This is a genomic window from Arthrobacter sp. 10N418 (genome assembly GCF_056394725.1).
Genome location: NZ_JBFTIK010000003.1, coordinates 64,544 through 90,999, shown reverse-complemented (window position 1 = coordinate 90,999; position 26,456 = coordinate 64,544). Strand labels below are relative to the sequence as shown.

The 26,456-nt window shown below is 67.4% G+C and carries 28 protein-coding genes and 1 pseudogene; 17 read left to right on the top strand and 12 right to left on the bottom strand.

The annotated features are described in order from the left end of the window. Positions 1 to 47 precede the first annotated feature (47 nt). From AC1DCZ_RS03135 to AC1DCZ_RS03125, 3 genes are read right to left on the bottom strand one after another with little or no spacing between them, the layout of a single operon-like run. The gene (locus tag AC1DCZ_RS03135) at positions 48 to 1,034 is read right to left on the bottom strand and encodes a COX15/CtaA family protein (RefSeq protein WP_476973349.1); all 987 of its coding nucleotides are present in this window, start codon (positions 1,032 to 1,034) and stop codon (positions 48 to 50) included. Between the two features lie 8 nt (positions 1,035 to 1,042). Beyond that, positions 1,043 to 1,816, bottom strand: a complete 774-nt coding sequence (locus AC1DCZ_RS03130) for an ABC transporter permease (RefSeq protein WP_476896545.1) — start codon at positions 1,814 to 1,816, stop codon at positions 1,043 to 1,045. Further along, a complete protein-coding gene (locus tag AC1DCZ_RS03125; protein WP_476973348.1) occupies positions 1,813 to 2,781 on the bottom strand; it encodes an ABC transporter ATP-binding protein in 969 nt (322 codons plus the stop codon). Before AC1DCZ_RS03125 ends, AC1DCZ_RS03130 begins: the two co-directional genes overlap by 4 nt. Before the next feature lie 113 nt (positions 2,782 to 2,894). Here AC1DCZ_RS03125 and AC1DCZ_RS03120 point away from each other — a divergent pair, with 113 nt between their 5' ends. The 6 genes from AC1DCZ_RS03120 to AC1DCZ_RS03095 all read left to right on the top strand — a co-directional run bounded on the left by AC1DCZ_RS03120 (position 2,895) and on the right by AC1DCZ_RS03095 (position 8,113). Next, entirely contained in the window at positions 2,895 to 3,728 is an 834-nt protein-coding gene (locus AC1DCZ_RS03120; protein ID WP_476973347.1) for a helix-turn-helix transcriptional regulator, read from the top strand. After that, positions 3,728 to 5,191, top strand: coding sequence for a Fe-S cluster assembly protein SufB (gene sufB / locus AC1DCZ_RS03115; protein ID WP_476896548.1), 1,464 nt, complete (start codon positions 3,728 to 3,730; stop codon positions 5,189 to 5,191). The genes AC1DCZ_RS03120 and sufB overlap by 1 nt, the downstream gene beginning before the upstream one ends. Continuing rightward, entirely contained in the window at positions 5,191 to 6,477 is a 1,287-nt protein-coding gene (sufD, locus tag AC1DCZ_RS03110; RefSeq protein WP_476973346.1) for a Fe-S cluster assembly protein SufD, read from the top strand. The genes sufB and sufD overlap by 1 nt, the downstream gene beginning before the upstream one ends. Positions 6,478 to 6,508: 31 nt before the next feature. Then, positions 6,509 to 6,868: a non-heme iron oxygenase ferredoxin subunit gene (locus AC1DCZ_RS03105; RefSeq protein WP_476896550.1), complete on the top strand. Its 360-nt coding sequence runs from the start codon at positions 6,509 to 6,511 to the stop codon at positions 6,866 to 6,868. Between the two features lie 101 nt (positions 6,869 to 6,969). Next, a complete protein-coding gene (sufC, locus tag AC1DCZ_RS03100) occupies positions 6,970 to 7,767 on the top strand; it encodes a Fe-S cluster assembly ATPase SufC (RefSeq protein ID WP_476973345.1) in 798 nt (265 codons plus the stop codon). A gap of 13 nt (positions 7,768 to 7,780) precedes the next feature. Beyond that, positions 7,781 to 8,113 carry a metal-sulfur cluster assembly factor gene (locus tag AC1DCZ_RS03095; protein WP_056434018.1) on the top strand — a complete coding sequence of 111 codons (333 nt, stop codon included), beginning with the start codon at positions 7,781 to 7,783 and terminating at the stop codon, positions 8,111 to 8,113. Positions 8,114 to 8,252: 139 nt separating this feature from the next. Here the strand turns inward: AC1DCZ_RS03095 and ypfJ are convergent, their stop codons facing one another. Beyond that, positions 8,253 to 9,140 carry a KPN_02809 family neutral zinc metallopeptidase gene (ypfJ, locus tag AC1DCZ_RS03090; protein WP_476973344.1) on the bottom strand — a complete coding sequence of 296 codons (888 nt, stop codon included), beginning with the start codon at positions 9,138 to 9,140 and terminating at the stop codon, positions 8,253 to 8,255. A 58-nt stretch (positions 9,141 to 9,198) separates the two neighbouring features. On the opposite strand from ypfJ, the gene AC1DCZ_RS03085 reads away from it, so the two are divergent. Both AC1DCZ_RS03085 and AC1DCZ_RS03080 read left to right on the top strand, forming a co-directional pair. Then, complete coding sequence (locus AC1DCZ_RS03085) at positions 9,199 to 10,635, top strand: AMP-binding protein (protein WP_476973343.1); 1,437 nt, start codon at positions 9,199 to 9,201, stop codon at positions 10,633 to 10,635. Further along, positions 10,628 to 11,866, top strand: a complete 1,239-nt coding sequence (locus tag AC1DCZ_RS03080) for a thiolase family protein (protein ID WP_476973342.1) — start codon at positions 10,628 to 10,630, stop codon at positions 11,864 to 11,866. The genes AC1DCZ_RS03085 and AC1DCZ_RS03080 overlap by 8 nt, the downstream gene beginning before the upstream one ends. 435 nt (positions 11,867 to 12,301) lie before the next feature. Here AC1DCZ_RS03080 and AC1DCZ_RS03075 read toward each other — a convergent pair whose 3' ends face one another. The 3 genes and pseudogenes from AC1DCZ_RS03075 to AC1DCZ_RS03065 all read right to left on the bottom strand — a co-directional run bounded on the left by AC1DCZ_RS03075 (position 12,302) and on the right by AC1DCZ_RS03065 (position 14,345). Continuing rightward, positions 12,302 to 12,934 carry an energy-coupling factor transporter transmembrane component T family protein gene (locus AC1DCZ_RS03075; protein ID WP_476896555.1) on the bottom strand — a complete coding sequence of 211 codons (633 nt, stop codon included), beginning with the start codon at positions 12,932 to 12,934 and terminating at the stop codon, positions 12,302 to 12,304. Further along, positions 12,931 to 13,605, bottom strand: a pseudogene (locus AC1DCZ_RS03070) (energy-coupling factor ABC transporter ATP-binding protein); the annotation flags it as partial. The pseudogene AC1DCZ_RS03070 and the gene AC1DCZ_RS03075, both read right to left, overlap by 4 nt. Before the next feature lie 101 nt (positions 13,606 to 13,706). Further along, complete coding sequence (locus AC1DCZ_RS03065) at positions 13,707 to 14,345, bottom strand: biotin transporter BioY (protein WP_476896556.1); 639 nt, start codon at positions 14,343 to 14,345, stop codon at positions 13,707 to 13,709. Positions 14,346 to 14,705: 360 nt separating this feature from the next. Here AC1DCZ_RS03065 and AC1DCZ_RS03060 point away from each other — a divergent pair, with 360 nt between their 5' ends. Then, positions 14,706 to 16,304, top strand: coding sequence for an ABC-F family ATP-binding cassette domain-containing protein (locus tag AC1DCZ_RS03060; protein WP_476896557.1), 1,599 nt, complete (start codon positions 14,706 to 14,708; stop codon positions 16,302 to 16,304). A 72-nt stretch (positions 16,305 to 16,376) separates the two neighbouring features. Here the strand turns inward: AC1DCZ_RS03060 and AC1DCZ_RS03055 are convergent, their stop codons facing one another. From AC1DCZ_RS03055 to AC1DCZ_RS03040, 4 genes are read right to left on the bottom strand one after another with little or no spacing between them, the layout of a single operon-like run. After that, a complete protein-coding gene (locus tag AC1DCZ_RS03055; protein ID WP_476973341.1) occupies positions 16,377 to 16,874 on the bottom strand; it encodes a YbaK/EbsC family protein in 498 nt (165 codons plus the stop codon). Further along, entirely contained in the window at positions 16,858 to 17,736 is an 879-nt protein-coding gene (locus AC1DCZ_RS03050; RefSeq protein WP_476973340.1) for an SURF1 family cytochrome oxidase biogenesis protein, read from the bottom strand. Before AC1DCZ_RS03050 ends, AC1DCZ_RS03055 begins: the two co-directional genes overlap by 17 nt. Beyond that, a complete protein-coding gene (locus tag AC1DCZ_RS03045; protein WP_476896560.1) occupies positions 17,737 to 18,009 on the bottom strand; it encodes a hypothetical protein in 273 nt (90 codons plus the stop codon). It lies immediately after the preceding gene. Then, complete coding sequence (locus tag AC1DCZ_RS03040) at positions 18,006 to 18,485, bottom strand: DUF3099 domain-containing protein (protein ID WP_476973339.1); 480 nt, start codon at positions 18,483 to 18,485, stop codon at positions 18,006 to 18,008. Before AC1DCZ_RS03040 ends, AC1DCZ_RS03045 begins: the two co-directional genes overlap by 4 nt. A 150-nt stretch (positions 18,486 to 18,635) precedes the next feature. Between AC1DCZ_RS03040 and AC1DCZ_RS03035 the strand changes: the two genes are divergently transcribed. The 3 genes from AC1DCZ_RS03035 (at position 18,636) to AC1DCZ_RS03025 (ending at position 21,255) form a co-directional block, all read left to right on the top strand. Beyond that, positions 18,636 to 19,361, top strand: coding sequence for a beta-ketoacyl-ACP reductase (locus AC1DCZ_RS03035; protein WP_476973338.1), 726 nt, complete (start codon positions 18,636 to 18,638; stop codon positions 19,359 to 19,361). Between the two features lie 206 nt (positions 19,362 to 19,567). After that, the gene (locus tag AC1DCZ_RS03030) at positions 19,568 to 19,984 is read left to right on the top strand and encodes an Hsp20/alpha crystallin family protein (RefSeq protein WP_476896563.1); all 417 of its coding nucleotides are present in this window, start codon (positions 19,568 to 19,570) and stop codon (positions 19,982 to 19,984) included. Positions 19,985 to 20,478: 494 nt separating this feature from the next. Continuing rightward, the gene (locus AC1DCZ_RS03025; protein WP_476973337.1) at positions 20,479 to 21,255 is read left to right on the top strand and encodes an SDR family oxidoreductase; all 777 of its coding nucleotides are present in this window, start codon (positions 20,479 to 20,481) and stop codon (positions 21,253 to 21,255) included. 81 nt (positions 21,256 to 21,336) lie between these two features. Here AC1DCZ_RS03025 and serB read toward each other — a convergent pair whose 3' ends face one another. After that, positions 21,337 to 22,260: a phosphoserine phosphatase SerB gene (serB, locus tag AC1DCZ_RS03020; protein WP_476973336.1), complete on the bottom strand. Its 924-nt coding sequence runs from the start codon at positions 22,258 to 22,260 to the stop codon at positions 21,337 to 21,339. 131 nt (positions 22,261 to 22,391) lie between these two features. On the opposite strand from serB, the gene AC1DCZ_RS03015 reads away from it, so the two are divergent. The 5 genes from AC1DCZ_RS03015 (at position 22,392) to AC1DCZ_RS02995 (ending at position 26,439) form a co-directional block, all read left to right on the top strand. Continuing rightward, positions 22,392 to 23,177 (top strand): ABC transporter ATP-binding protein, encoded by a 786-nt coding sequence (locus tag AC1DCZ_RS03015; RefSeq protein ID WP_476973335.1) that lies wholly within the window; start codon positions 22,392 to 22,394, stop codon positions 23,175 to 23,177. Between the two features lie 19 nt (positions 23,178 to 23,196). Then, positions 23,197 to 23,982, top strand: coding sequence for a sulfite exporter TauE/SafE family protein (locus AC1DCZ_RS03010; RefSeq protein ID WP_476973334.1), 786 nt, complete (start codon positions 23,197 to 23,199; stop codon positions 23,980 to 23,982). Positions 23,983 to 24,002: 20 nt separating this feature from the next. Continuing rightward, positions 24,003 to 24,812 (top strand): TrmH family RNA methyltransferase, encoded by an 810-nt coding sequence (locus AC1DCZ_RS03005; RefSeq protein WP_476973333.1) that lies wholly within the window; start codon positions 24,003 to 24,005, stop codon positions 24,810 to 24,812. Between the two features lie 164 nt (positions 24,813 to 24,976). Beyond that, positions 24,977 to 25,234 (top strand): type B 50S ribosomal protein L31, encoded by a 258-nt coding sequence (locus AC1DCZ_RS03000; protein ID WP_024365679.1) that lies wholly within the window; start codon positions 24,977 to 24,979, stop codon positions 25,232 to 25,234. A gap of 98 nt (positions 25,235 to 25,332) precedes the next feature. After that, entirely contained in the window at positions 25,333 to 26,439 is a 1,107-nt protein-coding gene (locus AC1DCZ_RS02995) for a lipoate--protein ligase family protein (RefSeq protein ID WP_476973332.1), read from the top strand. Positions 26,440 to 26,456: the final 17 nt, after the last annotated feature.

Below are 26,456 nucleotides of genomic sequence, written 5' to 3'. Positions count from 1 at the left end.
CTTTCTCTCTACAGAGTCAGGCTACAGAGTCAGGCTACAGAGTCGGGCTATTTCACGGGACTGGACCGGGCGACGTCGGCGGCGTTGGTGGCAGCGCACATGAGCAGGGCGGCACCCAGCATGTGTGCCCCCACGAGGAGGGCCGGGATGCCGTTGTAGTACTGCGTGAAGCCGATGACGGCCTGCAGCACGGTGACGCCCAGGAGCAGGAAGACACCGCTCCGGAACGGGCCGCCAATCCGGTCCCGGAAAACCAGGAACAGCCCGAACAGCGCTCCTGCCGTGACGAGGTAGGCCGGCACGGCGTGGGCGTGCGAGATCAGTTCCCAGTCCAGGCCGTTCCGCGGTGCGTTGGCGTCGCCGGCGTGCGGGCCGGCCCCGGTCACGGCCACGCCCAGGCAGACCGCGACGGCGGAAAAGACGGCGACGGCGAGCATCACCGGACGCGCGGCACCCGGCAGCGCCGGAAGGGACGATGCGGGAAGCGGCGATGCCGGAAGCGGCGACCCGGGCACGGACTGGTGCCGGGCCCTGCCGGTCCGGCCGAAGGCCCGGTTGACGAGCAGGGTCGCGAGGACCACGAGGGCCATGGACACCAGGAAGTGCAGCCCGACCACCCAGGGGTTGAGACCAGTGAGCACGGTGATGCCTCCGATGATGGCCTGCGCGGGGATGCTGGCGAGCAGCCCCAAAGCCAGGAGGTAGAGGTCGCGGCGTTCCTTGCGCAGGTTCCACAGGTACACCAGCATCATCACGGCGACCGCGGCCAGCGCAAACGTCAGGAGCCGGTTACCGAATTCGATGACGCCGTGGTAGCCCATTTCCGGCGTGGTCGCGAGGGAGCCTTCGGTGCAGCGGGGCCATGTCGGGCAGCCCAGGCCCGAGGACGTCAGGCGGACGGCCCCGCCGGTCACCACGAGGACGATCTGGCCGACCAGGGACAACACGGCGAGCCGTTTCACCGTCTTGTCCACGGCGACGGGCAGCATGGACGTTATCCGGGAGGCGAGGGGTGGGCGTGACGCCGTACTCACAGTTTTTCTCAATTCCACTTGAACCAACGGGTTGCTGCGCCGCCGGCAATCGCCGTCCAGAGCAACATGACAAGCACGGCAGCGCTGTTGATGCTGCCATGCAGGAACGCGTCCCTCAGTGCCTGACCCAGCGCGCCTGAAGGCAGGAAATGCACCACGGCTTGTGCCAGGGCGGGCAGCCGTTCGGCCGGTATCACGATGCCGCCAAGCGCCCCCAGCAGGATCCACAGCAGGTTGGTGATGGCCAGCGTCGCCTCCGGCCGGACCGTGCCGGCCACGAGAAGACCCAGCGAGGTGAAGGAGGCCGCACCGAGGACAAGCAAGGCCAGGCCTGGCAGCCAGCCGAGCGGGTCGGGCTGCCAGCCGAGCATCAGGGCCACGGCGGTGACGACCAGGACCTGCAGGAGCAGCACGGCCAGGACGGCGAGCACTTTGCCGGCGATCAGCCCGGTCCGGCCCAGGGGAGTGGTGGAGAGGAAGCGGAGCACGCCGTACCTGCGGTCGAAGCCCGTGGCGATGCCCTGGCCGGTGAAGGCCGTGGACATGGCGCAGAGGGCCAGAATGCCGGGAACCGCGATGTTGATCCGGCTGGAACCGAGCCCGTCAAGCACAGGGGTGACGGTCAGCCCCACCATGGCCAGCAGTGGAAGGACCACGGCGAGGATCAGCTGTTCGCCGTTGCGGAGCATCGTGACGGTCTCATACCTGCCCTGCAGCAGGATTCGCTGCAGCAGCGGGGCGGGGGCACTGCCCAGGGCACGGTTGCCCGGAACGGGGGTCATCGGATCTCCCTTCCGGAGATGTCCAGGAAAACGTCCTCGAGGCTGCGGGCCTCGAGGCTCATGGACGTGGGCATGATGCCGCGGGCAGCCCACCAGGCTGCCACGGCGGACAGGTCGGCGGGGGTGAGTGCGCCGGTCGCGGAGTAGCTGCCGGCCCTGGATTCCCGGACCTCGACGGCGTCGGGGAGTACCCCGGTCAGGTCCAGTCCGGGCGGGGCCTCGAACAGGAGGGTCCGGACGTGCTGTTCGCCGACGCCGGGCTCCAGCTCGTGCTGCAGCAGCTGCGCCACGGTGCCTTCGGCCACATTGCGCCCCGCGTCGATGATGTAGATGTAATCGGCCAGGCGCTGGGCGTCGTCCATCAGGTGGGTTGTGAGAATGATTCCCATGCCGCGGTCGCGGAGCCCGGAGATCAGTTCGAAGACCATCTGGCGGGATTGCGGGTCCAGTCCGGCGCTCGGCTCATCGAGGAAGAGTACCTCGGGGTTGCCGACGAGGGCCGCGGCGAGGGCGAGGCGCTGCTTTTGGCCACCGGAGAGGCGGCGGACATTGGTGCGGCTGAACGTGTCAATGCCGAGGCGCCGGATCAGCTCGTCGACCGGCCACGGGTCCTGGTACATGCCGGCAATGTGATGGAGGAGCGGAATCGGCCGGGCCGACGGCGGCAGGCCGCCGTCCTGCAGCATCACACCGACGCGTGCCCGCAGCCCGGCGCCGGCCGTGTCAGGATCCTGGCCCAGCAGGCTGATGTTGCCCGCGGTGCGCTTCTGCAGCCCTTGAGCGCACTCGATGGTGGTGGTCTTGCCCGCACCGTTGGCGCCCAGCAGGGCCGTGACCTGGCCGCGTTCGGCAACGAGGGAGAGTCCGCTGACCACCCGCAGCATCTTGCCGTCGAGGGAGGACAGTGGACCAACATCCTTGACGAGCCCGCTGATGGACAGGACGGGGGATTCGGGAGATCGCACCACAGCATTCTACGTGATGTAGTACGGCCGGGGCCGAGCGCGGCCGTATGGAGCGTAGCCATGCCTTACTGGCCTGCCGGAGTAAATTACGACATGATTGTGTTGTGTATTCCATGAGTTCCTCCTCTGTTGCCCTCGCCGGGCACGGCGCCCCGCGCAGCACTGCCGCAGTGGCAGTGCCGGCAGCGGGGGCGGTTCCGGTGCACGACGCCGAAGAGCGCACCCGGGACCGCGTCCTGAACGCGGTCCTTGAGCATGGCCCGATCAGCGCCGCAGAACTCGGTGACCAGCTCGGATTCACCCCTGCCGCGGTACGCCGGCACCTGGACCACCTCGCGCGGAGCGGCGTGATCGAGGTCAAGCGGGTTGCCCGCGCCGGTGCGCGCGCGGGACGACCGGCCCGCCGCTACGTCCTCAGCTCGCAGGGCCAGTCCACGCTCGGCAACGACTACCTCGACATCGCCACCCTGGCGCTGCGCCGCCTCGGCGAAATGGCCGGCCCGGAGGCAGTCCGGCAGTTCGCCGTCGAACGCTTCGCCGACATGGAACGCCGCTACGCGCCGGAAATCGAAGCGGCCGGTACGGACATCACGGCACGCGCCCGGGTCCTTTCGGAGGCCCTGAGCCGTGACGGCTTCGTGGCCTCGGCGCAATCCGTCGAAGCCAAAGCCCCGTTGCCGGCAGCCCTGTCCAGCGTCCAGCTATGCCAGGGACACTGCCCCATCCAGCACCTGGCCGCCCAGTTCCCGGTGTTCTGCGATGTGGAGACCGACGTATTTTCCCGGCTGGTCGGCGTCGACGTACGTCGGCTTTCCACGCTGGCGCGCGGCGGCCATGTCTGCACCACCCATATACCTACAGGGCGTCCGGCAGCCAGGAGGCCCCTGGGCTCCGCAGCTCCGGGCACCCTGGACGAAGTATCCAACCATCTGCAAGAAAGGCCGTGATGACGGACCAACTATCAGAGAAGACGGTTGCTGAATCTACTGTGATTTCGGAGATTCTGGAAAAGAATCCCGAGCTCCACGGAATCGGCACCTACGAGTACGGCTGGGCCGACAAGAACGACGTCGGCGCCAATGCCCGCCGCGGGATTAATGAGGACGTGGTCCGTGACATCTCGGCCAAGAAGAACGAGCCGGAATGGATGCTCGACCTCCGCCTCAAGGGCCTGAAGTACTTCGACCGGAAGCCGATGCCCACGTGGGGCGCGGACCTGTCCGGCATCGACTTCGACAACATCAAGTACTTCGTACGGTCCACCGAGAAGCAGGCCGCGACGTGGGAAGACCTTCCGGAGGACATCCGGAACACCTACGAGAAGCTGGGCATCCCGGAAGCGGAACGCAGCCGCCTCGTCTCCGGCGTCGCCGCCCAGTACGAGTCCGAGGTCGTCTACCACCAGATCCGCGAGGACCTGGAACAGCAGGGCGTCATCTTCCTGGACACGGACACGGCCCTCCGCGAGCACCCGGAGATCTTCCAGGAGTATTTCGGCACGATCATCCCGGTGGGCGATAACAAGTTTGCCTCGCTGAACACGGCCGTCTGGTCCGGCGGTTCCTTCGTGTACGTGCCCAAGGGCGTCCACGTGGACATCCCGCTGCAGGCGTACTTCCGCATCAATACGGAAAACATGGGCCAGTTCGAGCGCACCCTGATCATCGCTGACGAGGACTCCTACGTCCACTACATCGAGGGCTGCACCGCACCGATCTACACCTCGGATTCACTGCACTCCGCCGTAGTGGAAATCATCGTGAAGAAGGGCGCCCGCGTCCGTTACACGACGATCCAGAACTGGTCCACCAACGTGTACAACCTGGTCACCAAGCGCGCCATCTGCGAGGAGAACGCCACCATGGAGTGGATCGATGGCAACATCGGCTCCAAGGTCACCATGAAGTACCCGGCCGTCTACCTCGTGGGCGAGGGCGCCAAGGGCGAGACCCTCTCCATCGCCTTTGCCGGCGAAGGCCAGCACCAGGACACCGGCTCCAAGATGGTCCACATCGCCCCGAACACCAAGAGCTCGATCGTGTCCAAGTCCGTGGCCCGCGGCGGCGGCCGTGCGGCTTACCGCGGCCTGGTCCAGGTCCGTGAAGGCGCCAAGCACTCGGCCAACACGGTCCGTTGTGACGCCCTCCTGGTGGACACCATCAGCCGGTCGGACACCTACCCGTACATCGACATCCGTGAGGACGACGTCACGATGGGGCATGAGGCGACGGTCTCCCGCGTCAGCGAAGAGCAGCTGTTCTACCTGATGTCGCGCGGCATGCGCGAAGACGAGGCCATGGCGATGATCGTCCGCGGCTTCATCGAGCCGATTGCCCGCGAACTGCCGATGGAATACGCCCTCGAGCTGAACCGACTGATTGAACTGCAGATGGAAGGATCGGTCGGTTAATGACTGACATCACTACTGAAAAGGCCCGCATCGGCGCGCCCTCTTCCCAGCCGTTCATCAACGGCTTCACGGAGGAAGGCGAAAGCCTCTCACCCGTGAACGCGGCGGAGTCCAAGTCACCGCTGGGCGGCGAGGCCGTCAAGCGCCACTCGCACGGCGGCGGCGTCGGCATTCCGGACAGCTCACGCGCCGGACGCCTCACGTCCTACAAGCTGGCCGACTTCAAGCCGTTGACCGGCATGGAGGAGGACTGGCGGTTCACCCCGCTCAAGCGCCTCCGCGGCCTGCACACCGAGGTTCTCAATGGTGCCGCCCCGTCCGTGAGCGTCACCGCTCCGGCCAGCGTCACGGTCGAGACGGTCGGCCGCGGCGACAAACGGATCGGCTCCGCCGGCATCCCCGAGGACCGGGTCTCTGCCAACGCCTGGGAGAACTTCTCCGAGGCCACGGTCGTCACCGTTCCCGCCGGGGTCCAGGCGGACGGCGAAGTCAGCGTTGTGCTGACCGGCCAGGGCACGGCAGCTGCGGCGCAGCACCTCGTCATCGTGGCGGAAAAGTTCTCCAGCTCCGTCGTTGTCCTGGACCACCAGGGCACTGCCGTTGTCTCGGAAAACGTCGAGATCGTCGTCGGGGACGGCGCGCAGCTGACGGTCATCTCGCTCCAGGAATGGAACGACGACGCCGTCCATGCGTCCTCCCAGCAGGTGAAGCTCGGCCGCGACGCCAAGTTCAAGCACATCGTTGTCAGCCTCGGCGGCGACCTCGTGCGCGTCACGCCGTCGGCACGCTTCACAGCCCCCGGCGCTGAAGTGGAACTCTTCGGCCTGTACTTCGCCGACGCCGGCCAGCACCTCGAGCAGCGCCTGTTCGTGGACCACGCCGTCGCCAACTGCAAGTCCAACGTCCTGTACAAGGGCGCCCTGCAGGGCCGGAATGCGCACACCGTCTGGGTGGGCGACGTCCTGATCCGAAAGGAAGCAGAAGGCACCGACACCTACGAGGCCAACCGCAACCTGGTCCTGACCGACGGCGCCCGCGCGGACTCCGTGCCCAACCTTGAAATCGAGACCGGCCTGATCGCCGGCGCCGGCCACGCCAGCGCCACCGGCCGGTTCGACGACGAGCACCTGTTCTACCTGATGGCCCGCGGCATTCCGGAAGAGGTGGCCCGCCGTCTGGTGGTCCGCGGCTTCCTGAACGAGATCATCCAGCAGATCAAGGTTCCGGCCATCGAAGAACGCCTCACGGCCGCCGTCGAGCGCGAACTCGCGGCAACGAACCACTAGTGCGCAGCACCAGAGAACACGGAAAACATCAATGACTGAACAGCCAAAGGGCGAACTGGTCTGCAACGCCAGCGAGATCCACCTCAAGCAGGCGCTGCGGATCCTGATCGACGACTACCCCGTAGCGATCGTGAAGGACTCGATGGGCGAGATCCACGCCATCGGCGACACCTGCTCGCACGCGGACATTTCCCTCTCCGAAGGGGAAGTGGAAGGCTGCAAGATCGAGTGCTGGGGCCACGGCTCCCAGTTCGACCTGCGCAGCGGCGAGCCGCTCCAGCTGCCGGCCTACGATCCTGTTCCTGTTTTTGCCGTGACCGTCGTGGGCGACGAGGTCTACGTGGACTTCACGAACGTCCTCAACGGCGCCGAGGCTCCGAACTTCAGCTAGCTGCCCGCAGCCGGCAACCCGCACCACAGAAATTTATCGACAAGAATTCGACAAGAAAACGCACAGTGCCGGAGGGCACCGTGCAGAGGAGAACAAGGCACATGTCTACTCTTGAGATCAAGGACCTGCACGTCAGCATTGACACCGAGCAGGGCACCAAGGAAATCCTGAAGGGCGTCAGCCTGACCATCAGGACCGGCGAAACGCACGCCATTATGGGCCCGAACGGCTCGGGCAAGTCCACCCTCGCGTCCACCATCGCCGGTCACCCGCGCTACAACGTGACCTCGGGTTCGATCACCCTCGACGGCGAAGACGTCCTCGCCATGAGCGTCGACCAGCGCGCCCGCGCCGGCGTGTTCCTGGCCATGCAGTACCCCGTCGAGGTTCCCGGCGTGAGCATGACCAACTTCCTGCGCACCGCCAAGACCGCCATCGACGGCGAAGCCCCCAAGCTCCGCACCTGGACGAAGGACGTCAAGGCCGCCATGGCGCAGCTGCGCATCGACGCCGACTTCACCCAGCGCAACGTCAACGAAGGCTTCTCCGGCGGCGAGAAGAAGCGCGTGGAGATCCTCCAGCTGGAGCTCTTCAAGCCGAAGTTCGCCATCCTCGACGAGACCGACTCCGGGCTCGACGTCGATGCGCTGAAGGTCGTCTCCGAGGGCGTCAACCGCGCCCACGCCGAAGGCAACATGGGCACCCTGCTCATCACCCACTACACGCGGATCCTGCGCTACATCAAGCCGGAATTCGTGCACGTGTTCGTTGACGGCCAGGTTGTCGAAGAGGGCGGCCCGGAGCTTGCCGACCGCCTCGAAGAAGAAGGCTACGACCGCTACGCCACCGGCGCAGGGGCAGCCACCATCGCTGCCGCCGACGCCGCAGCCCAGGCCTAGTTAGGACTCCACCATGACCGAACTCAATGTGGCCCGCACGGGCCTCGAAGATGTCGAAGAGGCACTCAAGGATGTGATCGACCCGGAACTCGGGGTCAACATCGTTGATCTTGGCCTGCTGTACGGTCTGAAGTACTCCGACGACGACGGCGCGCTGCTCATCGACATGACCCTCACCACGGCCGCCTGCCCGCTCACCGACGTGATCGAGGAGCAAGTCGGCAAGGCCCTGGACGGGGTCGTCGACGAATGGCGGCTCAACTGGGTGTGGATGCCGCCGTGGGGTCCGGAACGGATCACCGAAGACGGCCGCGACCAGATGCGCGCCCTCGGCTTCAACATCTAAAACTCCCTGACACGACGACGGCGGCCGGCCACCTTCCAGCGAAGGTGGCCGGCCGCCGTCCTCGTTCCATCGATTGCTCCGCAGCGGCCCTTTTGACCCTCCAGAACGGCAGTTACGGAGCAACGGATGAAGACATGGGCTACGGGGTGGCGACACCGAACGTATCGCACTGGTTGATGTCGCCCGTCTTGTAGCCCTGGGAGAACCACTTCTGCCGCTGCGCGCTGGAGCCGTGCGTCCAGGCCTCGGGGGACACCCGGCCGGTGGCGGCCTTCTGGATCCGGTCATCACCCACGGCCGACGCCGCCGACAATGCGTCGTTGATGTCCTGGGCCTTCAACGGATCCAGGTACGGCTGGCCGGTCTTGGGATCAGGCTGCGTCGTGGCGTAATGCACCCAGATTCCGGCGTAGCAATCCGCCTGTAGTTCGACGCGCACGGAACCGGATGCCGGTCCCTGGGGATCCTGCTGGGCCCGGTCGATGGTGCCGAGGATGTTCTGGATATGGTGGCCGAACTCATGGGCCACCACGTACTCCTGGGCCAGCGGGCCGCCGGAGGATCCGAACCGGTCGACGAGTTCCTGGAAGAAGCCGGGATCAAAGTAGGCCGTGGTGTCGGTCGGGCAGTAAAACGGTCCCACGGCTGACGTCGCGGCGCCGCAGCCGGTGCTGGTGCTGCCGCTGAAAATCACCGTCTTGGGTTGCGGGTACTTCTTGTTGTACTGGGCCAGATACGTCGGCCAGAAAGCGTTCAGGCTGTTGACCGTGCCGGTAATCCGGCAGTCCAGCCGGGCGTCGGCGTCCGCGCCTGTCCTGCAGGCGGGCGCGGAACCCTGCGCCTGTGACGTGGGGTTCTGCGAGGTGCCGGTCAGGCCCTCGAGGAGCGAAGGGTTGATGCCGAACAGGGCCGCCAGCAGCAAGATGATGCCGCCGCCGATCCCGCCCCCGATCATCGGGCCGCGGCCCATCCCGCGGCGGTCCTGGACCTGCGACGGATCCAGCTGGGCGTTGTCGTTGAAACTCATGCTGTCACAATATCGTGTGCTGACTGTGACCGGACCGACGGCCGGTAAAGTTGAAATGATGCCTTTTCTCGACAGACTCCAGCGCTGGGCCGATGAGCGCCCCGACGGTACAGCCGTCGCCGTGGCCGGGCAGCGCCTGAGCTGGGCCGGGCTCCGGGATGCGGCCGCCGCCCTCGTGCCCGCAGCGCCGGCGGTGACCGTGTTGTCCGAAAACAACTCCACCGGCTTCGTCGTGGCCTTCGCGGCAGCAGTCGCCGGGGAACGGCAGTGCGCCGTCCTGGACCCTGCGTGGCCTCACCAGCTGCAGGACGGGATCGCGGAGCGGATCGCCGACACCGTGCCGGCGCTGCCGGGTCCTGCGCTGGGGGGCCCTGCGCTGCGGAGTCCTGCGAACGGGGCGGAACTTACGGACGGACCGCCGGCGGCGCCGTTTTTGATCGGCCTGACATCCGGCACCACATCGGTTCCCAAGGCGTTCACGCGCTCGCGCCGGTCCTGGCAGCAGTCCTTCGACGCCTCGATTGAATTCTTCGGCCTCACCCCGGAAGACAGGACCCTCGCCCCCGGACCCCTCGCGGCCAGCTTGAACCTGTACGCCCTGGCCGAATGTTTGTACGCCGGCGCGGAGTTCCACACCCTGGACCACTTCGACGTCGGCGCCGCGCACGCCGCCGTCAATCACGACGGCATTACCCGCCTGGTCCTCGTCCCGACGATGCTCAGGCTGCTGAGCGAACGCGGACTCACCGGCGGCGTGGACGGCTCCGGCCTCCGCAGCATCATCTGCGCGGGCTCCAAGCTGGACGCACGGACGCTTGAAGCAGCCCGCCGCTGGGCACCGAACGCCACCATTTTTGAATACTACGGCGCCTCGGAGCTCAGCTTCGTCTCAGGCTCCGGTCTGCGCCCCGGCCAGGCAGCGGAGCCTGGGGGCACCGGCATCGGGAAGCCCTTTCCCGGCGTCGAAATCCGGATACTGGACGACGTCGGAACCCGGCTGGCCGACGGCGTCGACGGAAACATCTGCGTCCGCAGCGGCATGGTCAGCGACGGCTACCTGTGGGGCGACGACGGGCAGGCGCTGCGGTGCTTCGAAGGCTGGTTTACGGTCGGGGACCAGGGTTACCTGTCCGGCGGCACGCTGCACATGCTGGGCCGGCGCTCCGACATGATTATCACCGCCGGCACCAACGTGTATCCGCACGAGGTCGAACTGGCCCTGGCGTCCGTGCCGGGTGTGGCGGCAGCCGTTGCCGCCGGCGCGGCCGATGACGTCCGCGGCCAGCGCGTGGTGGCCGGCGTGGTGCCGTCTCACGGGGCGGTCACGGCCACCCAGCTCAAAGCAGGCGTCGAGGACGTGTTGGCGAGGAACAAGCGCCCGCTGGAGTACTACGCGCTGGCCGAACTTCCCCTGACGGACCGGGGCAAACTCAGCAGGCAGCTCCTGCTCGACTGGGTCGGCCAAAACGACCCCAGGATCCGGCGCCTTGCCTGAGCGCCGCAGGCAGGCCCTTCCGGAGGACCGGCAGCCGGTCATCATCGCCGCGCGCCGGACGCCGATCTGCCGCGCGAACGGGGCACTGAAGACTCTGCGGTCCCACGAGCTCCTCGCTCCGGTCCTCCGCAGTCTGCTCAGCGGCGCCGGCGTGGCCGGCGTGGCCGGCAGGGCCGGTTTGGTCCCGGGGTCCGTGACGGACGTCGTGATCGGCAACGCCGTGGGCGGCGGGGGCAACGTCGCCCGGCTTGCTGCCCTGGAGGCCGGGCTGCCCGTGAGCGTCCCCGGGGTGACAGTGGACCGGCAGTGCGGTTCGGGACTGGACGCGATCGTGCTGGCGTCTCGCCTGGTGGCGGCCGGGGGTGGCGGCGTGTACCTGGCCGGCGGTGTAGAGAGCATCAGCACGGCACCCCTGCGCGCGCACCGCAGCGACGACGGCACTCCGGACTTCTTCCGCCGCGCCCAGTTCGCGCCCCTCAGCTACGGGGATCCGGACATGGGGGTGGCGGCGGAAAACGTGGCCGCCCGGTTCGGCATCAGCCGGGAACGCCAGGACGCCTTTGCACTCCGCAGCCACCGGCTGGCGCTGGCCGCCGCTGCCGCCGGCTCGTTCGACGGCGAACTCGTCCCGCTCGCTCGTGTGCCCGGACCCGGTCAGGAGAACGCCGAGGTGGTCCGGTCGGATGACGGCCCCCGGGGCAGCCTCGGCGCGGCGGTCATGGCGCGCTTCCCGCCCGTGTTCTCGGCGGGAGGCACCGTGACGGCGGGAAACTCCTGCTTCGACGCAGACGGTGCCGCCGCCGTCGTGATCACTACGGTAGGGCGGGCGCGGCAGCTTGGCGCGACCGACGGGCTCCTGGTCCTGGGCACGGACACTGCCGGGGTCGACCCGCAGCTCCTGGGGATCGGGGCGGCGGCGGCGGCAGACCGGCTGCTCTCGGAGCGGGGGTTGACGGCCGGGGATGTGGGCCTCATCGAGTTCAATGAGGCCTTTGCCGCCCAGGCCCTTGCCTGCTTTGACCAGCTCGGCATCGACCCCGGGCGGGTAAACCTCGACGGCGGCGCACTGGCCCTGGGCCACGCCTACGGGGCGTCGGGCGCGGTGCTCGTGACCCGGTTACTGGCCCAGGCGCGCCGGAATCCGGTGGAAGGACAGCTGGCCCTGGCCATGATCAGCATTGCAGGCGGCATGGGGACGGCCGCATTGTTTGGGTACTGCCGCCTCGGCTGACCCCTCCACGGGACATGCTCATCCTTGTCCGCGGGACATGCTCATTCTTTGGGCTGGCGGATGGGCATCCTGGGATCATGTCCGGTGCCTGCGGGCAGGGGAGGGCATGTCCATCCCTGGTGGGCGCTGGACAACGCCTTCGTCTGACCTCCCCGCCTGAACCCCCAGCCGACCCCCTCCAAGGGACATGCTCATTCTTCAGGACTGCGGGTGGGCATGGCGGGAATATGTCCATTGGCTGCGGGCAGGGGAGGGCATGTCCATCCCTGGTGGGCGCTGGACAACGCCTCCGTCCGAACCCGTCTGAACTCTCAGCAGACCCCCTCCACGGGACATGCTCATTCTTCAGGACTGCGGGTGGGCATGGCGGGAATATGTCCATTGGCTGCGGGCAGGGGAGGGCATGTCCCGTGGTGCGGAGCCGCAGAGCTAGCGTCAGTCGTCGAGGTCCTCGGCGTCGCCCAGGCCCCGTGCGGCGAGGGCTTCCCCGGTCTGGCGTGCGAAGGCCACAGTGGTGATGAATACCGGCAGCACGATCGCGCGGGGGTTGCGTTCCAGCCCCCGCGCCTTGGCGGAATCCCGGACGTCCGCATAGGCTCCGGCGATGAACGGGATGCTGCGGAGCATGATGGCAATGGTCAGGGCGAAGCGTTCCGGGTCCGCACCGAAACGCCGGAAAGGCCCGGCAAGCGATGCTACGCCGTCCAGCAGGGCCTGGACAGGTGTGGTGGCGGTCAGGACCGACGCAGCCACGACGCAGACGAGCACGTTGAGGACGATCCGCGCGGCGGTAGGCGCGCCAAGCTGCCACCACTGGAACAGGCCGATCGCCAGCAGTACGGGCAGGACCGGACGCACGGCGCGGACCAGCCGGGCGACGCCGGCCCCGCTGAGCAGAAACAACAGCGACAACAGCGCCAGTGCCCCGGCCGCCACAGCCCAGTCTGCGATCAGGAAGGACGCCATGCCGCAGCCGAGGACCAGCAGGAACTTCAACCACAACGGAGCCCGGTGGACCCCGGAGGCGCCCGGCACGTAGTTGGCCAGAAGGAAGCCGTGGCCGCTCACCGTCGCTCCGGGTCCTGTCGATCCGGTTTGGCACCCGCCACAACAGGACTGCCCGCCGGGTAAACGCCAGGGACGCCCGCTGTCGAGAGCTCACGGTAATGGGCGACGGCGGCGGCAGCGGCGCCGTCGAACACCACGATTCCGGCTTCGACGACAAGTACCCGGTCCAGGTCCAGCGCGAGGTCGAGGTCGTGGGTGGACAGGATGACCTGTTGGCGCAGCCCCGCCAGCGTCCGGCGCAGCAGTTCCCTGTTGCGCAGGTCCAGCAGCGTCGAGGGCTCGTCCAGCACCAGGACGTCCGGCTCAACGGCCATGACAGCGGCCAGTGCCAGCAGCTGGCGTTCGCCGCCGGAGAGTTCGTAGATGCTCTGGTCGGCCAGGGGCAGGAGGCCGAATCGGTCCAGGATGGCCTCAGCCCGGCCGCGGCGTTCCCTGGCGTTTCGCACGGAGCGCCGCAGCGACAGTTCCACATCCTCGCGTCCCGTAGGCATGACCAGTTGGGAGAGCGGGTCCGTGAAAACGAACCCGACCCGGCGCCGTACTTCCCGCACGGCCCGGACCGTGTCCTTGCCGTCGACCGTGACAGCCCCGGCGCTGGGCCTCACGAGGCCGTTGAGGAGCCGGAGCAGGGTGGATTTGCCTGAGCCGTTGGCCCCGATGATCCCTATCCGGTGCTCGGTGAGGGTCAGCGTCAGCTCACCGAGCAGGGTTTTTAGGGCGGGACGGTCCTCGACGGCGACCCGCACTGCCACCCGGTCAAGGACGATGCTGCTCACGGGCGGGGATCTGCCATCCGCACCCGGCGGATCAGGAGGTCAGGGAACGCCTTGTGCAGTGCCAGCGCAATGCTGACAGCCAGGATGTTCTTGATGATGTCGCCCGGGTAGTAGGCAAGGTCGACGACGAAAGCCTCGGCGAAGTCCAGTTTGGCATTGACGGCCAAGCCCAGGATGCCCAGGGTGTGGATGAGGACGATGCTGCTCACCATGGCGGCGCAGAACAGCAGGACCGCCCGGAGCTTTCGTGAAGTGCGCCGGAGCACGACGGCGGCCAGCCAGCCGGCTGCTGCGGCGGCCAGCGGGAATGCAATGATGTAGCCCGCCGAGGGCCCGGCGAGGATGCCGAGCCCGCTTCGTCCGCCGCTGAAGATCGGCAGCCCGGCGAGTCCCAGGAGCGTGTAGAGGCCTACCGCCGCGAACGCCCGGCCGGGGCCGAGGGCCAGGCCTGTGAGAATAACGGCGAGCGTCTGCAGGGTGATGGGGACTCCCAGTCCGCCCACGGGAACGGCTGCTACCAGCGCGGAAACGGCCACGAGGGCAGCGAAGACGGCGATCAGGCCGAGGTCGGTGGCGTTCCAGCGGGTCCGCCGCTGGACGGGCCGGGCGGGGAGGGCCTTATCTATCTGGATCATGGGTGTTCCTGTCGAGTGAGGCAATCGGTGGGGCTCGTACTTCCGACTGTACGTTCGCCGGGCAACGGGTTTTTTGTAGGTGGCCCACTAAGGGGCGGCCCGGATGCTGGAGGGCACCGCCAACGGGGGCGGGGAGGTTCCGGACCGGCCGCGCCGGACCGGCACAGCCAACGGACCCGGGCGGTTCCTGACCGGCCGCCAACGGCGCCGGCCGGCTCCCCGTTCCTGACCGATGTCACTGGGCGGAGGCAGGCCCCGGTAGACTGGTAGAGGCCGTTCTCTCGGCCGCACCGCCCCGGCCCCCTCCAGCTTCCATCCGTTGTGCCGCGGCGTTCCCTGTTGTGAAAGGCATTAGCTGCATTGATTACCGTCCAGGATCTCGAACTGCGCGCCGGCGCCCGCCTCCTTATGGACCAGGTGAGCTTCCGGATCGACAAGGGAGACAAGATCGGTCTCGTTGGCCGTAACGGTGCAGGAAAAACCACGCTCACACGGGTGCTCGCCGGCGAGGGCCTGCCGGCCGGCGGCAAGGTGACACGCACCGGCGAGATCGGCTACCTGCCGCAGGATCCCCGGACGCCGGACATGGAGCAACTGGCCCGCGACCGGATCCTGTCCGCCCGCGGACTTGATATCGCCGTCGGCAAGCTGCGCCAGACGCATGAGGACATGGCCAGCGAGGACGCCGAGGTCCAGCGCAAGGCGATGAACCGCTACGACCGCCTCGAATCCGAGTTCCTGGCGGCGGGTGGCTACGCGGCAGAGGCCGAGGCCGCGGCGATCTGCTCCAACCTGGCGCTGCCGGACCGGCTCCTCAACCAGCCCCTGAAGACACTCTCCGGTGGCCAGCGCCGCCGTGTGGAGCTTGCGCGCATCCTGTACTCGGGCGCCGAGACCATGCTTCTCGATGAGCCCACCAACCACCTCGACGCCGACTCCATCTCCTGGCTCCGTGAGTTCCTCAAAAACCACCAGGGCGGCCTGATCGTGATCAGCCACGACACCGAACTCCTCGAAGCCACCGTGAACAAGGTCTTCCTGCTGGACGCCAACCGCGCGCAGATCGACTTCTACAACATGGACTGGAAGCGCTACCTCGCGCAGCGCGAAACCGACGAGCGGGCCCGCAAGCGCGAACGTGCCAACGCGGAGAAGAAGGCCCAGGTGCTGTTCGACCAGGCCAACAAGATGCGCGCCAAGGCCACCAAGGCTGTCGCCGCGCAGAACATGGCCAAGCGCGCCGAACGTCTCCTCGGCGGCCTCGAGGCAGTCCGCGAGAACGACCGCGTGGCAGCCCTGCGCTTCCCGGACCCCTCGCCGTGTGGCAAGACCCCGCTCACAGCGGACGGCCTCAGCAAGTCCTACGGCTCGCTGGAAATCTTCACCGATGTGGACCTTGCCATCGACCGCGGCTCCAAGGTGGTCATCCTGGGCCTCAATGGCGCCGGCAAGACGACGTTGTTGCGGATGCTCGCCGGCGTCGACAAGCCGGACACCGGCGCAGTCGTTGCAGGCCACGGCCTGAAGGTGGGCTACTACGCCCAGGAGCACGAGACGCTCGACGTCGACCGCACCGTCCTGCAGAACATGCGCTCCTCGGCCCCCGACATGAACGACGCCGAGGTGCGCGGCATCCTCGGTTCCTTCCTGTTCTCCGGCGACGACGTCGACAAGCCCGCCGGCGTGCTCTCCGGCGGCGAGAAAACCCGGCTGGCGCTGGCGACGATCGTGGCATCGAGTGCCAACGTGTTGCTCCTCGACGAGCCCACCAACAACCTCGACCCTGCCAGCCGCGCCGAAATCCTCGGCGCCCTGAGCAACTACACCGGGGCCGTCGTCCTGGTCAGCCACGATGAGGGCGCGGTCGAGGCGCTGAACCCCGAGCGCGTCGTGCTGCTGCCCGACGGCGTAGAGGACCTCTGGAACGAAGATTACCTGGACCTGATCACGCTGGCGTAGGCTGCTTCGGCCGCCGTCACCGTTGCGCTTGCGGTCATGTCGCGGCTGCGCCCGGGGCCCAGGTTGCCTTCGCTAGCGGACTGGCATTTCCTGGGCTTGGGTGATGCGTTGGAGTTCGCTGTAGGTGATCGAGAACATCGAATAGTGGTCTCCCGCGCCCGCCCAGAGCACGGGGTGGGCGGACAATGACTCGTCCAGCAGGGTCCTGATCCGCCCCGGGTGCCCCACCGGGGCCACTCCGCCGATTTCCTGGCCCGTATGTTCCAGCACGAAGTCAGGGCTGGCCCGGCGGATTTTTCCCGCGCCCAGCTGTGCGGCCACCTTGGGGATATCAACTTTGGCGGCGCCGCTGGCGAGGATCAGCAGGGGAGACCCGCCGAGATTGAACACGAGGCTGTTGGTGATGGCGGCGACGTCGCAGCCCAGGGCTTCTGCCGCCGCGGCCGCCGTCGGGACTTCTGAGCCGAAGACCGTCACCGTGTCCTCGACTCCGGCCGCGGCGAGCGCGTCCTTCACGTTCGCGACCGGTTCCGGAGGCACCCCAGTGACCTTCTCAGAACCCCTGGGCATCGAGGATGGCATCTTCCTCTTCTTCCGCCGTGGCATTTTTGCGTTTCCGGGGGACAGGACGACGCCGGACGGTCGGGCCGCTGGAATGCAGGTATCCGCCCTCGGCAGCCCCGGTCCCGGCGTCCTCCGCGTCGATCGCGGCGTTGCGTGCCTGCTGCCTCGCTGCGTAGCCGAAGCCGACAAACATGAGCACCCCGAAAGCAAACCACTGCAGCGAGTAGGAAAGGTGCGTCCCCTCGTCCGTTGACGGCATGGGGAAGCCGACCGGCATGTCCGCCACCGAAGGGTTCTCGGAGGCGAGCTGACCGTATGCGCCGGTGAGCAGGGGATAGCCCAGCTGCGCGGAATAGGCGGGAAGGTCGATCGAGGCCAGCTGCCCGTCCGGGGCGCCGCGTTGGAGTTCCGGTTCGCCCGCCTTGAGACGGCCAATGACTGTCACGTGGCCCTGCGGCGGCGCGGGAACCGAGTCGGGCCGGCCGGGGGTGTTGTTCCCGATCGGCAGCCAGCCGCGGTCCACAACCACCGTCTCGCCGCTGTCCAGCTTGAGCGGTACCACTACCTCGTAGCCCGGCTGGCCGTTGAGCGGGCGGTTGCGCACGATGCGTTGCCCGGCGGCGTCGTAGCTGCCGCGGAGTTCCACCTGCGTCCACTCCCGCTCGGGATCGAGCCTCGTGAACTGCTCCCTGACGCTGGCGAATGGGACCGGCGTGGCGGAGTAGTTGGAGACAACGCGGTTGATTTCCGCCAAAGTCTCGGCGCGGCGGTCCATCTGCCAGCGGCCCAGACCGACGCAGGCGGCTGCGAAAATCGCGGCCAGCAACAAGTACCCCAGCCATTTGCTGGAGAAGAGGAAACGATACATTCAGCGGACCTGGCCTGTAGTCGGGATGGCGTCAAGGGCCATCGTGTCTTTCCAGAGGCCGCGGGTCTGGAGGTAGTCCTCGAGCCACGCCCGGTGTTCTGCACATGCAAGCCAGATCTTGCGCCGCTCCGGGGTGTGGATCTTGGGATTGTTCCACAGCAACTGCCATTGGGCCGACGCGCGGCAGGCCTTGCGGGAGCAGAGAGTGCCGGCGGGCAGGGCTGCCTCGCCGCCGTTCCCATCGCCGCGTCCGGCCAGGTCAAATAGGTTCATGAAGCTGCCCGCCCGTGTTCGCCATTGTCCTCAAAAGGTCCGTTCCCGTCCTCGACCAGCTCGCCTTGGAGCAGCGTCACCGAAGCGTCTTCCCCGGGTTCCGGGGTTCCTGTTGCCGGGGACGCGGGGGCGCCCGCGCCTGCGGCCGGGGCATCCAGCTCGCCCATTGGTACATAGTCCAGCAGCGAATCACTGTGGACCTCGGCCCTGTCGCTGCCATTGGCTATCACGACGGCCACCCAGGGCAGGAACACCGCGCCCATGACCGGAATGAGCTTGAACCAGCCGTCCACCACAAACACCAGGATCAGGCACACCATGCGGATGCCCATGGCCACGGCGTACTTGATCATCCTCTGGCGCATCTCGTCAGAGTGCGCGGCGGCTGCGTCCGTGATGCTGTGCACCTCGGTGTCGCCGTATGACGCATCCGGGTCGCCCGGCGTCGGCTCACCGGGTCGGTTTTTGAGTGTCAAGGCTGTCAGATCACGCTCCCAAGGCTTACTTCAATTCTCTCACCATCACCGGAGCCGCCCAAACGGACGCTGTCCGGGCGCTAAGATCGGAGGCAGGAAAATCCAGTCCCCATCGCGGCGCCGACCCGCCGCAGAATCCCGGAGCCCCACATGTCTGAGACACCCACCACCGGCCGCAGCGTTCTGATCACCGGCGGGAACCGCGGGATCGGCCTGGCGATCGCCGAATCCTTCCTGGCCAACGGGGACAAGGTGGCTGTGACGTACCGCAGTGCGTCGGAACTCCCGAAGGGCATTCTCGGCGTGAAGGCCGATGTCACGGACGAGGCCTCGGTCGACGCCGCCTTCACCGAAGTCGAAGCCGCCCACGGTCCTGTGGAGGTGCTGGTCGCCAACGCCGGCATCACCAAGGACACCCTGCTGATGCGCATGAGCGAGGACGACTTCACGTCCGTCATCGACACCAACCTCACCGGTGCGTTCCGCGTCATCAAGCGGGCCTCCAAGGGCATGATCCGCGCACGGAAGGGCCGTGTGGTCCTGATTTCCTCCGTCTCCGGCCTCTACGGCGCCCCCGGCCAGATCAACTACTCTGCCTCGAAAGCCGGCCTCGTCGGCATCGCCCGCTCGCTGACCCGCGAACTGGGTGCCCGCGGCATCACCGCCAACGTAGTGGCCCCGGGCTTCATCAACACGGACATGACCGCGGAGCTGCCGGAAGCGACCCGGAAGGACTACCTCACCAAGGTCCCCGCCGGCCGGTTCGCGGAGGCGTCCGAGGTCGCCAACGTCGTCCGCTGGATCGCCAGCGACGAGGCCGCCTACATTTCCGGCGCGGTCATCCCCGTCGACGGCGGCCTCGGCATGGGCCACTAGGCCCGGTTTCCGCCCGACGACGGCGGCTCGTGCCGCCGGCGCCGGCCTCCCTCCTTCGACGGCGCCGGCGGCGCGGCGTGCCGGCCGGGGAAAGAGTCCGGACCGATAGGCCTTTTGCCCTTAGTGCCCGTTGCCTGGTCAGTGTGTAATGGGGCTTACCGCCCCGTACCGTGCACAGGCAGGGGCATGGAACCAGGAGGATTATCATGGCTGACCTCAGCAAGTGGGCGCCCTCGGACATGCTTGAGCCGGTCCGGCGCTTCCTCGACGGCGAACTGCCGATGACGTCGATCAAGGTGGAGCAGTTCCAGGACGGAAACACCCTGGTGGTACGGGCGGAAGTTCCAGGAATCGATCCCGACAAGGACGTCGACGTGTCCGTCAGCGAGGGCATGCTGCACATCAAGGCCGAACGCGAGGAAAAGACCGAGCACAAGAGCAAGACCGGCTACCGCTCGGAGTTCCGCTACGGATCCTTCATGCGCAGCATCGCGCTGCCGCGGGGGGCGCGGGAGGAAGACATCACGGCCACCTACAAGGACGGGGTCCTTGAGGTGCGCGCCCCCGCGCCGGTAGTGACGCCCGAAGAAACAACCAAGAAGATCCGGATCGACCGCAGCTGACCGGCTGCACCTGACTGGGCCACGACGGATCCTCGCACCTGACCGGTCCGTGGCGTGCCGGGACGGGCGGCAGCAACCGCCGGCGCGAGGCCTGCGGGCCTCGTCCCGGGCTTCCCGCAACCAGTCGGCAACCTCGGCGTCGAGGTCGACATCCGAGCGGAGTTCCAGGTGGTGAATCCAGACGCCGGGGGACATGTCCAGTCCTTGCCGTGGCCGCGGAACATGACCGCACTAGACCGGCCGTCTTCCGGGGGACATGTCCAGTCTTTGCCTGGGCCGGTGAACATATGGGCCATATGTCCAGTCCAGAGCCCAGGCGGAGGGCATGTCCCGCGCGGGGGAGAGACGGGGGAGGATCAGGGCGCCCGCCGCACCTGCGGGAACTAGCCTGCTGCAGCTTCTTTGTGGGGCCTGAACAACCGAAAACGCGCACTCCGCTGGCATGATGGACAGCAGACCCACAGTTTTTAGACGTTTGGAACAAAGGAGCTCGCATGGGACTGCTGGACAACAAGACCGCAATCGTGACCGGTTCATCGCGGGGGATCGGCGCAGAAGTCGCCAAGTTCCTCGCCGCCGAAGGTGCCGCCGTCGTCGTGAACTACCGCCAGAAGGCACCCCGTGCCAACAAGGTCGTCGCGGAGATCCGGGCCAACGGGGGCCGCGCGGCCGCCGTCGGAGCGGACCTCACCACCCAGGAAGGCGTCCAGGCCCTGGCCAGCGCTGCCATGGAAAACTTCGGCTCGCTCGACGTCCTGGTCCTGAACGCCTCCGGCGGCATGGAATCGGGCATGGAAGAGGGCTACGCGCTGAAGCTGAACCGCGATGCCCAGGTCAACATGCTCAACGCTGCCGTACCGCTCATGCCCGAGGGATCGCGCGTGGTCTTCGTGACGAGCCACCAGGCCCACTTCATCGACTCAGTGCCGACCATGCCGGAGTACGAGCCCGTGGCCCGCAGCAAGCGCGCCGGCGAGGACGCGCTCCGCGAGCTCATCCCGAACCTGGCCGACAAGGGAATCTCGCTGGTGGTGGTGTCCGGTGACATGATCGAAGGCACCGTCACGGCGACGCTGCTGGACCGCTCCAACCCGGGTGCCATTGAGGCCCGGCGCGCCGAGGCGGGCAAGCTCTACTCGGTCTCCGAGTTCGCGGCAGAGGTCGCCAGGATGGTCACGGCAGACGTCGGGACCGGCCACACCGAATACGTCGGCGGCGCCGATTATTTCGATAAGACCGCAGACAAGGCAGAGGACAAGCGCTCCAGCTAGTCGACCGGGCCTTCGCGACGGCACCCCGCGGCATGTTTCCCCAGGAACATTGCCGCGGGGTGCCTTCCCGCGGCTAGGGCCTCAGACGCCCGCGATGTAGCGCACGGCATCGAGGTAGGGAAGGTTGACCGCGGCGTCCGCGGCCGCCCGCACGGCCGGCTTCGCGTTGAAGGCGATGCCGATCCCGGCAGCCCCGAGCATGTCGAGGTCGTTGGCCCCGTCGCCCACGGCGATGGTGTGCTCCATGGGGATGCCTTCCGCGGCAGCCCACTCGCGCAGGTACTTCTCCTTGGCGGCGCGGTCAACGACGTCCCCGATCACCTTGCCGGTCAGCGCGCCGTCGACGATTTCCAGCTCATTGGCGATCCAGTAGTGCAGACCGAGGCCCTCGGCGATGGGCCGGAGGATCTGGTTGAAGCCGCCGCTGACCACCGCCACCGCATGCCCGGCGGCCTTGAACGCGGCCACGAGCTCCGCCGCGCCATCCGTGAGTTTCACTTCCGCACGGACCGAATCGACGACGTCGGCCGGCAGACCGGCGAGGACCGCCACCCGGGCGTGGAGACTTTGCGCGAAGTCCAGTTCGCCGCGCATCGCAGCCTCCGTAACCGCCGTCACTTCCTCGCGCTTGCCTGCATAGGCGGCCAGGAGCTCGATGACCTCCTGCTGGATGAGGGTCGAATCAACGTCCATGATCAGGAACTTCCGCGGGGCGTCCCGCAGGGCGGCGGGAACAAGCGCGGTATCCACGCCCTCGATGCCGGAACCGGCCACGACGCGGCGGAGCCCGTCCAGTCCATCCGCCGTCCGCGCGGCGGCACCGGCCGGCCCGCCGCCCGTGGACTCCAGCACGCACTCCGCTGTATGGACCTCGAAGCGGCCGTTCCCGGTACGGGTCCCGGCGTCGACTGTCAGCCCGGCGGCGGTGAGGAGCGAACGCAGCCGCTCGATGTCGGGAAGGGACAGTTTCAGGCCGTAGCTCACTGCGGTCACGTTCGAAGTCATGGCTTCAATCCTAGCGAGCGGCCGCTGCACGGCCCGAATTCGTAGCGCCCCGGCCGCACCAGGTGACGCGACGCGGGGGGCCGCCGTTCCGGTTATCAGTCGTCCGCTTTTTTGTCCTAGTGTCTACTCCTATGAGTGATGTTCTTGAAATGGCCGGCGTCAGCGTTGTACGTGGGGCGAAAACCCTCCTGAACAAGGTGGACTGGCAGGTCAAAGAAGGCGAACGCTGGGTGGTCCTGGGCCCCAACGGCGCCGGCAAGACCACTCTTCTCCAGGTGGCCGCCGCCCGGATCCATCCCACGTCCGGCATCGCCGGCATCCTGGAGGAAGTCCTCGGCGCCGTGGACGTCTTCGAGCTCAGGCCCCGGATCGGCCTCTCCTCGGCCGCCCTGGCCAACCAGATCCCGGAACACGAGAAGGTCCTCAACGTCGTGGTCACGGCTGCCTACGGCGTCACCGGCCGCTGGCGCGAGGGCTACGAGAAGGACGACGAACGCCGCGCCTTCCGCCTCTTGAACGAGTGGGGGATGGGCCCGCTGCTCAACCGCCCCTTCGCCTCGCTTTCCGAGGGCGAACGCAAACGTGTGCAGATTGCGCGCGCCCTCATGACGGACCCGGAACTGCTGCTCCTTGACGAGCCGGCCGCCGGCCTTGACCTCGGCGGCCGTGAAGACCTTGTCCGGCGCCTCAGCGAGCTCGCCCGCGACGAGTCCGCGCCCGCCGTCGTCCTGGTCACCCACCACCTTGAAGAGGTTCCGCCCGGCTTCACCCACGCCATGCTGATGCGCGACGGCGGCGTGGTGGCCTCTGGTCCGCTGGCCGAGGTCCTCACCACAGGGAACCTGAGCGAGACGTTCGGGCTGCCGCTGGAGGTCACCGTCAACGACGGCCGCTACACCGCCACCGCCCGCCGCTGACGGGGGCTGCTGACAGCGCGTGGAGTTCTTCAATAGCGTCTTCATCTTCTTTGCCGGGTTGTGGGCGGGCACGATCAACAGCGTGGTCGGGTCCGGGACCCTCGTGACGTTCCCGGTGCTGATCGCACTGGGCTACGCTCCGGTCACAGCCTCGATCAGCAACGCCACGGGCCTCGTGGCGGGCAACGCCGCGGGCGCCTGGGGATACCGCAAGGAGCTTGCCGGACGCCGCAGACAGCTGATCCGGCTGCTGCCCGCCTCGCTGCTCGGCGGCGTCACCGGGGCGTACCTCCTGCTGCACCTGCCCGAGACGGTCTTCCAGTACGCCGCCCCCGCCCTCATCGTCGTGGCCTTGCTGATGGTGGTCTTCCAGCCGCGCCTCCAGCAATGGGTCAACAACCGGGAACAAAACCCCGAGCACGCCATCCGCGACCGCAGCCACGGCGTCATGCTCGTGGTGCTGGTCTATCTCGCCGGCGTCTACGGCGGCTACTTCGTCGCGGCCCAGGGAATCCTGGTGGTCGGCATCCTCGGCGTGTTCATGGCCGGGACCATCCAGAACGCCAACGCCATGAAGAACATCCTGGTCCTGGGCGTGAACATCGTCGCCGCGGCCTCCTACCTGCTCTTCGCCTTCGACCGCATCAACTGGCCCGCCGTCGGGCTGATCGCCGTCAGCTCCCTGATCGGCGGCGTGATCGGATCCAAAGTGGGGCGCCGGCTCCCGCCGGCGGTCCTGCGCGGGGTCATCTTCACCCTGGGCATCGTGGCGCTGGGCTTCATGATCGCCAACCTCCTGAAATGACCGATTGAAATGACCTGCCCGTGACCTTCCACTACCTCGAATCCGCCCACGACCCCCGGGTCGCGGACTACACCCGGCTCACGGACGTGCACCTGCGCAAAATCAGGGAACCCGCGGAGGGCATGTACATTGCCGAATCCTCCCGTGTGCTGCGCCGCGCGCTGGCCGCGGGGCACCGCCCCCGGTCCTTCTTCCTTGCCGAGAAGTGGCTCGAGGACCTGGCGGACATCTTTGAGCAGTACCCCGACGTACCGGCGTACATCGGTTCCGCCGCGCTGCTTGAGGACATCACCGGTTTCCATCTTCACCGCGGGGCGATGGCTGCCATGCACCGCCCGCCGCCCGTGCCGTTGGCGGAGTTGCTCGCCGGTGCCTGCCGGGTCGCCCTGCTGGAGGACATCGTGGACCACACCAACGTCGGGGCCATCTTCCGCTCCGCCGCAGCCCTGGGAGTGGATGCCGTCCTCGTCTCGCCGCGCTGCGGGGACCCGTTGTACCGGCGCAGCGTGCGGGTCAGCATGGGCACGGTCTTCCAGGTGCCGTGGGCGCGGCTCGACGACTGGCAGGCGGGACTGGCGGTTCTCCGCGGGCACGGCTTCACGCTGGCGGCGATGGAACTCACCGCAGACGCCGTGGACCTCGACGAACTCGCCGCCCGCCGGCCGGAGCGGCTGGCCCTGGTGCTGGGCACGGAGGGAGCGGGCATGAGCGACGGCACCCTTGCCGCCGTTGACCTGGCGGTGAAGATCCCCATGCGCGCCGGAGTGGACTCGCTCAACGTAGCCGCGGCGTCGGCCGTTGCCTTCTGGGAGCTCCGGCCCCGGGACTGAGGGTCCGCTGCCTGCCGGCTGGCCTGCCTGCACGCTGGTTCGTCGGCTCTGCGGATTTCCGCTAACATAAGTAGCTGGCTGTACTGCGCTTTCCGGCGCCAAGCGGCCATCCCATTCATACCTGGCAGCTGGCAAAATCCAGTTGTGCGAACAAAGGCCCAATTATGAAGTCTGATACACACCCGAAGTACGAAGCTGTTGTTTTCAACGACCTGGCTTCCGGCGTCAAATTCCTGACCAAGTCCACCGTGTCTTCGAAGAAGACCATCGAGTGGGAAGACGGAAACACCTACCCGGTTATCGACGTCGAAATCTCCTCCGAGTCCCACCCGTTCTACACGGGCAAGCAGCGCATCATGGACTCTGCAGGCCGCGTCGAGCGCTTCAACGCTCGCTTCAAGGGCTTCGGCGGCAAGAAGTAACATTCTTTCCCCAAGGTCTTTTGGAAAAGCCCGCACCCTTTGGGTGCGGGCTTTTTTTGCGTTCCGGATTACCCCGTTCTTGGGGCAGGATGGAAGGTATGAGCAACCCGCCTTCCAGCCCCAGCAATCCCTCCAGTGCCGACGACGGCGGACGCCACCACGGTGAGTACAAAGTCCCGGGCGGCAAACTCGTGGTCGCCGACTTCGACGTCACGGACGGTGTCCTGGCCAACGTCTCGCTCAGCGGGGACTTCTTCCTGGAACCGGACGAGGCCCTCCCGGAGATCAACCGCGCACTCACCGGGCTGGCGGCGGACAACAGGGCCGCAGAGATAGCCGCCGCGGTGGAGGCGGCGCTGCCCCCGGATGCGGTCCTGTTCGGCTTTTCTGCCGACGCCGTGGCGGTCACGGTCCGCCGCGCGCTCGCGCAAGCGACCGGCTGGGCGGACCACCACTGGAACATCATTGCGCCCTCCGTGCTGCCCACGCACGTCAATGTCGCCCTCGACGAGGTCCTCACCGAGGAGGTCGGCGCCGGGCGGCGGAATCCGACCCTGCGCTTCTGGGACTGGGAGGAACCGTCCGTCGTGATCGGCAGCTTCCAGTCCGTCCGCAACGAACTCCATCCGGAGGGCGTGGCCCGGCACGGCATCAGCGTCGTCCGCCGGATCAGCGGCGGGGGAGCGATGTTCATGGAAGCCGGCAACTGCATCACGTATTCCCTCTACCTGCCGCAAACGCTCGTGGACGGCATCAGCTTCGCTGATTCCTACCGCTTCCTGGATGCCTGGGTCATGGCGGCACTTGAGAAGGTGGGCATCACCGCGTTCTACGTCCCGCTCAACGACATCGCCACGGACCAGGGCAAGATCGGGGGCGCCGCCCAGAAGCGGCTCGCCAACGGCGGGATGCTGCACCACGTGACCATGAGCTATGACATCGACGCCGACAAAATGGTGGAGGTGCTGCGGATCGGCAAGGAGAAGCTCTCCGACAAGGGCACACGGAGTGCCAGGAAGCGGGTGGACCCGCTCCGGCGCCAGACCGGGCTGGCCCGCGCCGAGATCGTCGCGGCGATGATGGACGTCTTCACCGAACGCTATTCGGCGACGCCCTCGGAGCTCACGGATGCCGAACTGGCCGCGGCCCGCCGCCGGGTGGAGTCCAAGTTCGGCACCCCGGAGTGGCTCCACCGGGTCCCCTGACCCCCTGCGGCCACCCA